Genomic DNA, 13619 nt, shown 5'->3' on the forward strand with positions numbered 1-13619 from the left:
ATTGATATACGGTTCTTTAATGCCATAAATAATTACGAAAAAAGCTGCTTACATTCAGCAAGCAGCTCATTCCGCTATTCAAACGTGAAAAAAATTGTCAGCGCTTTCAAGAGTTACTGCATCTTGTAAGCGTCGATCATCTTCTTGCTGATATGTCCAGAACGCCGAACACAGCGTCCATCGTTTCTGATATATGAAATTTCCGCAGCTATTTTTGTTTTCAGCTTTACTTCAAGCTTCATTGATTCCCTGTTAATAGGTACAACATCTATCCTGTCAATAATAGCCTTTGTCATTTCATCAACTTCATCATGTGACATCTGATGTCCAGGTGTGTACATAGTACGGAAGTAATTCTCTATCTTTTCCATTTCATTTGCGTAATCATCTTTTGCCTGCGCCTTGAGTTCCAATACATGAATATCCTCCTCAAGCTGAGAGATAAGAACATTGACACTGTCATTACGCTCACGAAACTCATCACGAGAAATAATATTATCAGTATACAGGTCAAGCAGCTTTTCGCGCTTGGCTTTTTCTTTTGTCAAACTTGATGTTAGATGATTTATCTGACTTTGTAAACCAGTATCACGACCACTTTCACGGTATATCCGCATAAAATCTGTAACATACTCATCAATATTACCTGCAATGGTCTGGAAATGCTCTGACAGCATTTTATAGAGATCTTCCTCCATAATAGAAAAAGATGCACAGCTCTTAGCCCCGAAACGCTTCTTTTCACTGCAAATCCACTGATATATGGGCTTACCTTGAGATACACTGTTGGAATAACTGGTACGCCAATACGGTTTATCATGTGCTTTACACCATATGACACCTGTAAACACACTCTTGTCCTTGAATGAGCGACCTCTAGACTTGATAGCTGTACTGCGTTCATGAAAAATTGCATTTGCTCTTTCCCATATCTCCTCGCTGACGATTGCAGGAACTACCTCTCCGGTTTCGTCTTTATAGAGTACCCATTCTTCCTCTGGTAAAAATCTCTGCTCACGGGTGCGATAATCGACAATCTTGACCTTGTTGCCGCAATAATACCCTTTATACTTGGGATTCTGAATAATACCGTTGATAGTGTTGTGATGAATGCGCGAGCCGTTTCTGTTGCGATAGCCTTTTTCCCAGAGAAGGTTCTCGACTTTACGAGAGCTGTATTCCCCTGTTGAATAAAGCTCATATATCAGCCTTACCATCTCGGCTTCAGCTTCGTTTATAACAAGTCTGCAATCCTGTTTATCGTACCCGAAGATACGGCTGTTTCCCATTACATTACCGCTTTCAATAGCGCGTTTGTGTCCCCAGCGCACACGCTCGGAGAGCTTTCTAACTTCATCGGCAGCGATGCTCGACATGATAGTGAGTCGAAGCTCGCTGTCCGTATCTATTGTGCAGATGTTATCATTCTGGAAGAAAACGCCAACACCTGATCTGAGCAGATCACGGGTATATGTCAGACTGTCTATAGTATTTCTGGCGAACCTGCTGACTTCCTTCGTAAGGATAAGATCGAACCTCCCCGCCTTGCCATCTTCGACCATACGCATGAAATTAGTACGGTTCTCCGCTGCTTCACCGCGTATTCGGTCGACATAGCCTTCAACGTACTCCCAGTTCGGATTATTCTTAATCATATCCGTAAAAAACGCGATCTGATTCTCCACGGAGTTTTCCTGCTCCTCCTTTGTGGTAGAGACACGAGCATAGAACGTTACACGCATTTGAACATCAAAAATGGTCTTACGCTCCATTTTCATCTGATTAGCGATACTATAAATATCCATCGATACTCCTCCTTTTTAGGTATGGTATCATCACAATAATTATATCATACCAAAATTAATTGTCAAGTGAAAAAAATGTCTGCCGCTATAGCGGCAGACAAACAAGCTTTACTGCACATATCTTTTGCCTTTTTCAAGGTTCTCAATCAGCTCGATCATTTTCCCCAGTCGGGTATGGTCGATCCATCCGTTTTTATATAAAATTTGTGCCCATGCGACCAGAGTTTGTTTTTTCAGTGCCAACTCCGGCGATTCTGACTTTTTCATGTTTCCCCCTCCTTTATCATAATTATGCTTCTTATCAACGGTAAATATACCGCTATTTTCTCTATTGACACATTAGTACCAAAAAGATATAATTATAATGTATAGGTAGCGCCCTAAGGGTGCTATATAAAATCAATTGTTATTTTGAGAGTCATCTTGCTCTTCAGCGCGAAAATCAATAATATGGCCACTGATCGTAGTTTGAACGTTACGTTTCTGCTCTTTATTATAAAGAGCACCTTTGATTATGACATCACCGCGGTTCATTGAATCGAAGCGTACCATATCAGCTTTCTTCCAACGAAGCTCAGTAGCGACCAGATTAGCACTGTCCTGAGTAGGACGATGATGTATCTGCATACCAGCCTTTCCGAGGGCAGAGCCTATTTCTGTGCTTCTAGCGTAGAAGTCCTGTGTAGAAGCAATGATAGAGAGACGGTGCTTTCTGCCTTCCTTCAATATCTTACGTATTGGGCTAGAAACTGACATGTTATGATTCTGAATCTCGTCAACGACGACAGATAAAGGGCGCTGGGGATTACCCTGCTTGAAGTTGAAAAGGCCTGCAAGCAGGGCATCAATGATCTGATTTCCGTTGCTTGAGTATTTCTCGTTTATCTGAACAACATGGATTTTTCGTTCACCGCTGAAAATATCTTTCCAGGTTCCATTGTTGAGCTTGTACTCCTTGATATCCTCAAAGAATGGCTTAAGACGGCTGCAAAGGCTCTCGCATGTCATACCATCATCATCCAGAAGTTCCAGAAGATCATCAGATGATATTGGCTGATTTTTGTCCGAAACTTCAAGCAAATCTGATATTGCCGAGCGCAGTAAGTTAGTCTGCGGAACAGACAACTCTCCGATACCAGCTGTGATAACGCCAAGCAATTCCTTCTTCTGGGAAGGAAGGCTCGCTGTTCGATCAATGTTGAAAATATCGACGTTAAGTTCACCATCATCAAGCTTGTGAAATACAACATTCTCGTCAACAAATTCCTTTGATAGGTTCGTGCATAATGCTTCATATGTATCTGAAGTACTGGTGTCGAACACTAAAATGTCATAGTCCTGAGCAAAACGGCTTGCCATTATTTGATGCTTGGTATAGCTCTTTCCCTCGCCGGCTTGACCATAAATAGCAATACTGTCGTTCTCGGCAGCATTGAAATCAACCAGTCTGCCTGCCATATGCCCATTTCCGTCTGTGATTAACGGTATGAAACCTGCCTTTGGAAACTCATCAACTGTATGCAGAAACGCAACAATTTCAGGATTATATAACTGATATACAACATCTGCATCAAGAATATCAGCCAAAACATCATACAGGTAAAGGCGTTGATGCTGTCCATCAGCATCATACAATTCAATTGGGTGAGTATCGAAGTCTTTGCACTCCAGATATCCCAATCGCTTTAAAGCTTTGATAACAGCTTCAAAATTGTGTGTTTTCTGCATATAACCCATGATATCTTCAAGTACAGCGAAACTCAGATACAGACGATTTCCGTCAAGGATTAGAGTTCTTCCATCATCTGTGAACTTCATATTATTCTTTTTACGTATCACTACGTATTTTTTAGTCCTGATAAGCTCACTTAGAACAGCTGCAAGTTCACATACAATTATTTCGTCTGAACTCATAATAGTATGCGGCTGAGCATTTACAATAGGCAACAGTCGTTTCGCCGTTTCATTATTCATAAAATCGAAGCTTAAAAAGTAATGAAAGAAAAGTCCAGTAAGACAGATCATCACCATAGTTTCAAGTGCTTCTCCCTGAACATCTTTTGATAAGATTTCACGAAAAGCAGGTGCTTTTTCAATGAAAAGCCTCTTGACTTCATTTGCGTGATTTTGCGCTGTTGTAACTATCAATGAGTCCATCTCGGCGAGGATTACTTGCAGTTCCCCCGGAGTTTGTTCAACCGTTATGCCAGTGCTATCTATCGCTAAGAACACATTCGGAGCAAGCTTCATTGCAGTTAACGCTGCATTTTGTGAGATCACTACCGAAAGGCTACGATCATCTTTTTCAGTTGCTCTTATTATCGCTTTAAGAGCCTCTATGACCTTTTTTCCCTCGTCGGCAAAGGAATGATCCACGTAAAGTGAAACCCCATCACAGTTATATCCTTGCTCCTCGATGACAGCTTTTTCGCCGTCGACCAGATTTGTTAATGGGACTTCGGCAATATCACGAGTTGCACAAAATGCTGTCAAAGCTTCTTCCGTACAATCAGCTGATGGCGATATAATCGGTATCTTGCCATTGTGTACACCAGCCTGTGAAATGAAGTACTTCAGCTTGCTGCTGCAACGATACATTCCACAAAATGTCAAACGGTCATCGCACTGCACTGCCTTCTTAAAGTTTGATATTATCATATCAGGAGAGTGCATTGGAATAATGAGCTTGTAAAGCTTTACGCCTTTCGATAGCAGCTTATGAGGTATATAGCTATCCTTCGGCTCGTAAGCGTAGAGAACCTCTCCGTTAGGAAATTCATGCCAGCCTGGACGCGAGTACAGAATGATCTCTTGCGTCTGAGCCTGATTAATCGCAAAGCGAACAAGTTCATTGAACAGGTGTTTTGTGCAGCTCGGATATCTCACGATTTTATTAAGACAACGGTGATATCGCTCGTGAAGATAATCATCTTTTCCCATGATGCAAGAATACTGCCTGCCATTAGTGATGTATTCGATAATAACAAAACGGAGCTCCATATCTTCCGACAGCACTTTGCTGAAACGTGGGATCATGAACCCTTCTGTCAATTCCTGAACTTTCACCTTGCCCTTACTGTTTGATACTTCTTTCGCATACCTACTGGTCGTAGGATCAAGTTTGAAAGTGGCTCTTTCATGAGTCAAGTCTGGCATAGTTCCTGGAGTAGGCAGATGGCGTCGACTGATACCAAAATCTCCTGCCCTCACAGATTGAGGCTGATGATAATTCTGTGCATTGTTTGCTGCTGAAGCAAGAGGTGTGCACGTTTGATTTATACCTGCATTCATATTCGGAATAGGAATACTTTGATTTCCGATACCTGTTATCATAGGCTTCGAATATGAATACATGTCATAGCTTCCCATTCCGTTATTGATGGTTTGTGCGGAAGCTACACTTGATGCCATATTCTGTACATAAGAAGACCGAAAATCTTCTTGCTGCGAAAACTGAGGAATACCTGTAATTCCATTTAAGTTAAAATTATCCATATTGATCTTTCCTTTATAATGTATTAAAACTGTTCTGTTTTTATAAAATTATAGGTGATGGAGCTCCTTTGAAATTAATATTTCTCCAAAACGCACTATTTTGTGTGCTTTTTGAAAATACTATTTTCAATTCACCTATATTTTTATAAAGAGAAAGCTTTTTTAGCCATCGGTGCAGCTGTTGTTAACTGCACTTCAGCTCTTGATTTTATTATAAAGCCTTTTACAACCCTTGTCTAAGTCTTTTTCAGTCAGATAGCGATAAATAGCGAATGACAGTAAATCCTGTCAATTACATTTTGTTTTGAGGTGGTTTCCTTATGTATTTTGCCGATTTTATTCAAAGACTTCGTCCGATAATTGGAGATGGAAGAGCTATCCCTAAATATGTCCTCCATATTCTAAAAATGGTCATCGTAGAACCTTCTTCTGAAAAAGGCTACAAAGGAGTGAAGATAGTCAACGATATCTTTAATGACAAGGTATCTGAGTCCACGCTAAAGAGCTATTACTACGGAAAAACAGAAGGGAAAGGTGCTAATAAGCAAATCGTTGGTGATAATATTAATAAATTAGCCCAAAGTATAGAGCATTATTTGGATACAGAAAAATTCAAAGGCTGCTTCAACAACTTACAGTTTAAATATGAGGAAGCAAATAAATTGAAAGACAGCTTTAAAGATATATTAGCTGATGAAGCTAACGATAAAATAGTTGATAGATTAGCAGATGAGCTAAAAACTATTATACTTAAAGCGGCAGGCAGCAAAAACGAAGCCTTATCCTCTGTTAATATCGTATCTGATGCAGCCGGCGTCATAAAAAAGGAGAATACACTTAAAAAAGGCACAGTATTGGAAGAAGTCTTAATGGAAAACTGGTACTCTCAATTGGAGCCTCCTTCACCCAGTTTCTCAGAAAACGAACTTGAGGAAATTGAAGCGATAGCCAGGAAAATGTATATATATCTGACAGAAATAGAGGACCTTGATTTATATCAATACATAGAGAGCAAGAAGCTATCTCATTTATATGGCTTATCTGAAGAGGAAATGATCCGTCGTATTAGGAGTTGTATTCCTGACGAGATATACGAGAAATCTAAGGAGCATTATAATAATCTTCATAAAATATCAAGCAGATTAAAGTATTACAACGAGATGCACACGTATTCCCCTTTAAGTGATACGGTAAACACTTCTACCTCAATCACATTGGAACATTTTCTTTATGGAATTCCTAGCAGTACACATTTAGCTTTAAAAAATGACTTGAAGTTTTTATCATTTGCGATACGGCAATTAAGAAAATAATACATACCTTTTTTACCGCTTTTTTTGTTAACATTTTTCTGAGTCTGTACAAAACAATTTCAAGGCATATAAATTGTATGTCATTAGCCCATGGTCTAATGACATACGCAAAATCTGTTTCACAGAAATGGTTTTTGCGCTTTTGCAATATTGCAAATAAAAATGACACCCTATTGAAATACGATTGGAGCCGGGACCTGTCCCGGCTCTGTCTCATTTATATTTACTTTCTTTCGTACTCTTTGAGCCTGCGGTAAAATGTGTTGGCACGCAGGCCCATTTCTTTCTGAAACCATACCGCCGTTATAGCGCCAGATTTCCACTGCTCGTACAGTTGACCGAATTTTATCCAGTCTATAGGTAGAGGTTGTCTGCCTTTATACTTACCATGTGACTTCGCAATAGCAATGCCCTCACGTTGACGTTGTAGAGTCTGCTCACGTTCAAGCTCCGAGAGCGCCGCGAATATAGATAAGACGAATCGCCCCTGCGGTGTGTTGGTATCGATGTTCTCCTTGCTGCTTACAAGAGTAACCTTCTTCCGTTGAAGTACATCTACAATGTTGAGCAGATCTCGGGTAGAACGACCAAGCCTGCTGATGCTCTCAATATAGAGCGTGTCTCCCTCGCGGACATATTCAAGCATAGCCTTCAACTCAGGACGGTCAGCGTTCTTACCTGACATCTTCTCAGCGAAAACACGCTCAACCTGATACTGCTTCATCAAAGCTTCCTGACGGGCGGTTTCCTGATGCTCAGTCGAGACACGGATGTATCCTATTTTTCCCATTATTCATCTCCTTACTGTTTCCAAAGGTGGTGGTGACATTCGGAACGTCTCAAAAGTCAGAATACCTACTTTTGGAACTGATTTTCAGCTGGTTTTTGAGTGTATCAAAACCTATACTTTTTGACACACCTTATTTTGTTTTCGCATAATAAAACAGCCGCCATTACTGGCGGCTTTGGTTTCATATCAAGTTTTTAACAGTTTCAAAGTATTCTCTCATCTCGGAGTTATCCGGCTCAATTTGTAGAGCAAACGCTATACGTCCAAGGAGCGAGTGCAGATATTTGTCGGGAGATATATCAAGTCCTTTGCGGTTGATACTCTCAGCAGCTCCGTACTTCTGACAGTAGTAGACTTCCTGACGCAGAGTTCGTTTCTGACTTCGGGACAGCGTTGGCTTTTCATTGACAACTATGCCCGTAACTCTCTGCTGCTGCGATGAGTTGATAAATACGGTTTTCTTATCATTGAGCGTAAATCCCATATGATACAGCATACGCTTAACTTTTCCAACGACTTTGGCACTATGAATATCAGCCTTATAACCTGAGAATGTCATATCGTCACAATAGCGTGTATAGGTTATATTATACTCACTGCACCAATGTCCTAACTTTTCGTCAAACTGCTTCATTACAAGATTTGCAATATATGGAGAAGTAGGAGCCCCCTGTGGTAGCTTCCCTTTATATGTACATAGGTGCGTAAACAATACTGTTGCAGTAATTGACACCCCAAGTCTTTTCATTACAAATAATACTTTATCATCGTCAATACTATCAAAGAAATGAGATATATCGAGCTTCAGAACGCATTCTTTTCCAACATGTGGAGCAGCATTATCAAGAAGAGAATTCCCTTTGCAGTACGCTGTTGAGTATTCAGACACTTTGAGCTGATACAAGAAATTGTCAAGTAACCTGCGCTGAACTAGTTTAAGGAATGCGTTTGGTACATTGAGAGTACGATTCTTATGTCCGCGTCCGTGATGTATTACTACTGTATGATAGTTTTCATAAATACTTCCTTTGCGTTTTTTTCGAGGCTTATAGTTATTGCTGAGCATATAGAGTTTTCCAACAGGAACTCTAAGAGTTTCTGCAATATAAGGAATATCATTGTACACTATATAAGCCTCCCTTTTAAATGAAATAGAACAGCCGTTGACACAAAGCATTCAAATGTTTCGGAGCCGAATTTAAATTAACACCGTTAATATTTTATTCGGCGGAGAAACTTTTGCTTATGTTCTTATTCCTAAAAAATGCCGCGGCGACTCGCCGCAGTTTTGCTTGGCAAATTCACTGTCAACGGCTGTTTGGATAATTATACCATAGAAGAACCTATATAGCAAGTACTAAATACTATCAAAACACACCGCAATACTCCTCATATAAGCTTTCACCAGTCATAAACTTTACATCCCTGACAGCCTCCTGGAACGTACCAGTATCCATTAAAAGATCAGCCACCTCGTCCGCGCTATAGCCATAATCCAGCAGCATTATGACATCATTCTCGTCTGCGCCAAACAAATGAGCCATCTCGACGAGAGTTTCCTCATATGTTGTGAAATAGTCCTCGTAATCACCATACCACCATTTGCAACGTGAAAAATGAGAATATGTAGGAGCAGGAGTAAATTGCGAGCGTGTAATATTGCCGTAGCTGTCAATCTTTATGATGTCACCTTCGTCAGCTTCGATACGTTCAGAAGCAAATTTATGTAAGCCGACACGTTTCAGAGCATTTTTCATTATGCTCTCAGTGCTGGCGTATACGTAAAGACCAAGAGACTCAAAGTGGAGCAGGCATAACGGGTTGGAGCCTTTCACAAGATACAGGTTGTTATTTTTATCAAGAAGGCTAAAAGTGAAGCTGCCTTGCACCTGCTCCGACATATATCTGAGTGAATCAAAGTTCAGCTTGTGCTGCGACTCGATAAGCTGTACCGCTACATAGGAATCAGTCTCTATACTTGTGATAGGAAGCTGCTTTTCTTTCCTAAGTTCTTTATCATTATAGATAATTCCGTTGTGCGCCAAACTCCACGAAATATCGCCTGCAGTCCCAAGAAACGGGTGATTATTTTGGTTGTGCTTCTCATTCCCCTGTGTAGCGAGCCTTGTGTGTCCCATGACAGCGGCAGTGCCTTCCGGTGGAGCGAAATGAAGTTTGTGAGCTGGTTTGGGACGCTTATATATAACTACCTCATTGGCTCTGACGTATGATATCCCCGATGCATCGGTGCCTCTTTCTTCTGCAGCTACAGCAAGAGACTGTGTCAGTTTACGAAGGACTTTAAGCGGGATAATGCCCTGGTAATCGAGCCATCCAAACAGTGAACACATCTCACTCTACCCCCTCAAATTTTACGTCTATAGTCGGTGTGCTTTTCTGGGTAAGGGAATCCTCAAGTATCTCCCCGACCTTATCAAGTAATAAGGTGGCAGTGAACAGGGCTACCAGTTTTATAATTTCTCCAGCAGGTTCTCCTGTTGGTATCTTTTTTATTATTTCTATAGGTTTCATTATACTTCCTCCTGTATTTCGATTTCTTCATTTATGTAGAGCCTGCGTTCTTTCAGGTACTGTATAAGCTCAGGTTCATTTATCGTATCTACGAACTCTGACCATGACTGATTGGCAATGCCCTCATCAGTAAGAGAGATAGCGAGATCGCAGATATCATTTACAAGTTCTAATGCAGCAATGAGCGTGTTATGCTTGAGAGTGCCGCGGAACAGGCGGAATTCTAAAGTTGTGTAGTTCATGAGGTTCACAGCTGCATATCTGCCGTTGTTTCCTTTCTTAGCCTTATCGAGAATCTCACGACCTGTCTTTTCGTAGCCATATCTGGCCGCCCATCGGTTCATACTGTACTCACTGCGCCGACTGAACTTCAGCATCTCGTTCCAGTGGTGTTCAACGAAGTACAGTATCCTTGCAATAACTTCATCCTGCTCCTCTCTGCTGTCACCAAGGGAATCCCTGTTGACGTGAATGTGTAGTCCGCAGGTACTTGTCTGATGCGAGCGATATCCAAGATATATAGCCTTTTTCATTATCTCTTCCCACTGAAACTGCTTATGATATTCAAGGCTCATTGGGTGGCTTACGATTTCAAGTCCGTCATCGAGACTGCCGTCACCTTTTATATAAATTTTTTCTTCGCCTTTGTTTGCGATAGCAAGTATCTCATCAGCATTATCACAATCCTTGCCAGCTCCGTCAATTTCAAGCTCAACGCCGAAATATCGGGTTGAATCGCCTCCATAAAATATAGGCTCAGGTTTGTATCCATAGTCGTGGATACTTCTGTTTTTGTCTACCTCATCGTGATAGCACTCCGAGCAGTAACTATCACCATCGATGTTGTAGGCATCATCCTCATGCAACAGCACATCGCAGCAGCTACAGCGTGTATAGTGATTGTGATAGCAATGGCTACAGAGCGTTGTATCATCATCGCCATAGCTGTCATCGATCCAAATTACAGCTCCACATCTGTCGCAGGTAGTAGTGTCACGTTCCACACAGTCAGAGCAGACAATTTGCCCGTTTATAGTCTCAAAATCGTCATCTTCCGCAATGATAGCCCCACAGTGTGAACAGATCATTCTGTTTTCAATGTTATTATTTTCCATTTTTACCTCCGTAAATAACGTAAAATAGCCGTCCCTAAGGACGGCTTCATTGTTGATGTTTTCATTTGTCGTTGCCAATAATGATGACAGCAATCCTCACCTACCAGAAAAACAGATATAACATAAAGGCCGCTCCCGAAGGAGCGGCAGTGTAGTTTCAGTATTCCGAGGCAAGCAGCATGGTTGAGTAGTCGCCATCGTTGATGATGTATAGTTTTTCAGTAATAGGATTATCAGACTGGAGCAGGTACGATTTGCGATATGCAGGCTCTTCTGAGCTGTGCGTTATTGACTGCATACACCCAGCTGGCTTCAGGTCAAACACCTGAAGGTAGTCCATTGGTTCAGATAACTGGTCAACGCAATTCCACATGAACAGTTGCAATTCCAATGGAATCGTACTATCAACTCCACATGTCAAAAATCGATTGTTGTTAAACACGTTTGTATTCTCCTTTCGCAAAATTTGGCCATACATTTTTAATGACCAAATTAACAATGTATATTTATAAGCAGCGAAAAATAGGAGAAAAAACTGATTTTTGAGACATATATTGTTACTTCGGAGGAGAAAAATGTAATAAAAATATAAATTATAGTCAAAAAATACTACATAAGTATAAAAGGAGCGAAGCGACGCCTGCAATATATATTATCTAATATTATATATTACTAAGTAAATAGGATCAGATAGGTGTCATAATAGTTCCTTTTTAATAATTATTATGGAGGAAATAAAAATGAGAGCTGATTATGATCTCAAGAACAAGAAGACATCAATAACGATGACAGATGAAGATTATTCCATCATCGAAAGAAAGGCAAGACTTAAGGGTATGAAAATCAGTCCCTATATGGTAGACTGTGCTGTACACAACGATGATAAACTTACTCCCGAGATCAAGGCTAAGATACAAACCATCATAAACGAGGCTTGTAGTATCGTATCACAATACGATCGTGCTGCGGCTGAGTACATACACGAGGAGGGTAAAAAGATATGGTCCTGGTGAAATTAAAGAGAGACACTTACGGAGTAGCTTCGGATTACCTCCGCATGAGTCTGGAGTATATTTATAATCCAGACAAAGCTAAACACATGAATGGATTTGGTGTATCTACACATGATGCGGAAACAACACAGTCCCAATTCGATTACGTGAAGCATTATTTTCACAGAACAGCGGATAATCCCTTGGTACACCTGATAGTCTCTTTTCCAAAAGAGGTAAAGACTCTGGAAAAGGCTATTGAACTGGCTTACTATATTGCCTTCTACTTCAAGGATGAATATCAGGTCATCTGGGTGATTCACTATAAAGCGACAGAAAGATCTTTTTATCATATTCATCTGATTTTAAATCCAGTGAGTTTTAAAACTGGATTGTTATATAACACTTCTCGTCCGAATATGGCGTATTTCTGTGACTGGATTGAGAGTCGTACACACATGAAAACTCTTTATTTCTTTGCAGATCTTACATCATCAGATGACATCTGATATTTAAATTACAATTTGAACTATAGCCAAAACAAAGAGTAGAAATATCAAGCAGCCATACTTATAAAAAAGTGCCTCCCGTAATGGGAGGCTGGCTGTTTGATGCTGTTTACAGACAATGCGAATGCAATTATCGTGAAAGATACTGCTGCTGCGACCAACTGATTGAGAAAACAATAGCGTTTATTCGTAATATATATCTTCATCAAGTTCATCAAGTTCTTCAAATTCATCAAGTTCTTCAAGTTTCTCAAGAAACTCGTTGATGCAATTTTCTGCATAGCAATACTCATCATCGTAATTACGCTCATGAGTTTCTTCTAACCATGCTTCAAGCAATCGAGGATATACTTCCTCAATATAAGCTTCAGCATCTATTTCTGTAACATAATTAATATCGATGTTTTTCTTTACTGCAATCTCCTCAAGAACATCATACATTCCTTCTGATTTTAACAATGTAAGAGCATTGCCAATTATTGCCCACGCCCCACGTTGATATCCGCCACATCCAAAAATGACATAGTAATTATCAAAAACGATTTTATTTCTACTACAGCCAAATTCGCTTTTAAATGAAACTTTTTCTGCCTCATCAACAAAGAGTAAAAGCTCACAATAATACGAACTGTGAGCATATTTGTCGTAATGATCAACGATTGCATCAGCAATTATCTCGTAATTTCTTATTATTATTTCTTCAATATTCATTTCTTCACCTCCTGTTGTATAATCTAAAAGATAAGAGATATATGTTAAAAAACGATGGATCTCTACATTTCATTATAATACCTCCAATTTCACATCCTAAAGCAAGAAATAAAACAAAAAAGGAGCAACCAAATTAAAAATGATAATAAAATCATTAATTCATTAGAATAAATGATTTTGTCTTATCAATCTTTAATTAGTTTGCTCCTAATTAATTCACTTTAGGCTGGCAACATGCTATAATATCAAAACATAAAGAATCATGTTTCATATTATAGCTACACTTATAACTTATATAAGTATAATATCACTTATCAAGCCATTTGTCAATAATAATACACTTATTTTTATTATTAA

13 protein-coding genes are annotated in these 13619 nt (G+C 39.8%); 3 read left to right on the plus strand and 10 right to left on the minus strand.

The window, feature by feature from the left end; all coding sequences use genetic code 11:
- Positions 1-113: 113 nt before the first annotated feature.
- The 3 genes from L870_RS0103105 to L870_RS0103115 form a co-directional block, all read right to left on the minus strand.
- Positions 114-1805 (minus strand): recombinase family protein, encoded by a 1692-nt coding sequence (locus L870_RS0103105; RefSeq protein ID WP_028516892.1) that lies wholly within the window; start codon positions 1803-1805, stop codon positions 114-116.
- Between the two features lie 108 nt (positions 1806-1913).
- The gene (locus tag L870_RS19190) at positions 1914-2072 is read right to left on the minus strand and encodes a hypothetical protein (RefSeq protein WP_155250132.1); all 159 of its coding nucleotides are present in this window, start codon (positions 2070-2072) and stop codon (positions 1914-1916) included.
- 132 nt (positions 2073-2204) lie between these two features.
- Positions 2205-5300 (minus strand): helicase HerA domain-containing protein, encoded by a 3096-nt coding sequence (locus L870_RS0103115; RefSeq protein WP_028516893.1) that lies wholly within the window; start codon positions 5298-5300, stop codon positions 2205-2207.
- A gap of 320 nt (positions 5301-5620) precedes the next feature.
- Between L870_RS0103115 and L870_RS0103120 the strand changes: the two genes are divergently transcribed.
- On the plus strand, positions 5621-6613 hold the full coding sequence (locus L870_RS0103120) for a hypothetical protein (RefSeq protein ID WP_028516894.1): 993 nt from the start codon (positions 5621-5623) through the stop codon (positions 6611-6613).
- Between the two features lie 223 nt (positions 6614-6836).
- On the opposite strand, the gene L870_RS0103125 is transcribed toward L870_RS0103120, so the two are convergent.
- From L870_RS0103125 to L870_RS0103150, 6 genes are all read right to left on the minus strand, one after another.
- Entirely contained in the window at positions 6837-7403 is a 567-nt protein-coding gene (locus tag L870_RS0103125) for a recombinase family protein (protein WP_028516895.1), read from the minus strand.
- Positions 7404-7584: 181 nt separating this feature from the next.
- Complete coding sequence (locus L870_RS16445; RefSeq protein WP_051411376.1) at positions 7585-8529, minus strand: reverse transcriptase domain-containing protein; 945 nt, start codon at positions 8527-8529, stop codon at positions 7585-7587.
- 241 nt (positions 8530-8770) lie between these two features.
- A complete protein-coding gene (locus tag L870_RS0103135) occupies positions 8771-9754 on the minus strand; it encodes a class II glutamine amidotransferase (RefSeq protein ID WP_028516896.1) in 984 nt (327 codons plus the stop codon).
- 1 nt (position 9755) lies between these two features.
- Positions 9756-9935: a hypothetical protein gene (locus tag L870_RS0103140; RefSeq protein WP_028516897.1), complete on the minus strand. Its 180-nt coding sequence runs from the start codon at positions 9933-9935 to the stop codon at positions 9756-9758.
- Positions 9935-11050, minus strand: a complete 1116-nt coding sequence (locus tag L870_RS0103145) for an amidoligase family protein (RefSeq protein WP_028516898.1) — start codon at positions 11048-11050, stop codon at positions 9935-9937. Before L870_RS0103145 ends, L870_RS0103140 begins: the two co-directional genes overlap by 1 nt.
- A gap of 157 nt (positions 11051-11207) precedes the next feature.
- Positions 11208-11528, minus strand: coding sequence for a DUF960 domain-containing protein (locus L870_RS0103150; RefSeq protein ID WP_051411389.1), 321 nt, complete (start codon positions 11526-11528; stop codon positions 11208-11210).
- A 262-nt stretch (positions 11529-11790) separates the two neighbouring features.
- Here L870_RS0103150 and L870_RS0103155 point away from each other — a divergent pair, with 262 nt between their 5' ends.
- The gene (locus tag L870_RS0103155; RefSeq protein ID WP_028516900.1) at positions 11791-12063 is read left to right on the plus strand and encodes a plasmid mobilization protein; all 273 of its coding nucleotides are present in this window, start codon (positions 11791-11793) and stop codon (positions 12061-12063) included.
- A complete protein-coding gene (locus tag L870_RS0103160) occupies positions 12051-12551 on the plus strand; it encodes a relaxase/mobilization nuclease domain-containing protein (RefSeq protein ID WP_028516901.1) in 501 nt (166 codons plus the stop codon). The genes L870_RS0103155 and L870_RS0103160 overlap by 13 nt, the downstream gene beginning before the upstream one ends.
- 183 nt (positions 12552-12734) lie before the next feature.
- Here the strand turns inward: L870_RS0103160 and L870_RS0103165 are convergent, their stop codons facing one another.
- On the minus strand, positions 12735-13262 hold the full coding sequence (locus tag L870_RS0103165) for a hypothetical protein (RefSeq protein WP_028516902.1): 528 nt from the start codon (positions 13260-13262) through the stop codon (positions 12735-12737).
- Positions 13263-13619: the final 357 nt, after the last annotated feature.

Origin of the sequence: Ruminococcus flavefaciens ATCC 19208, from assembly GCF_000518765.1 — a bacterium.
Lineage (GTDB): Bacteria > Bacillota > Clostridia > Oscillospirales > Ruminococcaceae > Ruminococcus > Ruminococcus flavefaciens.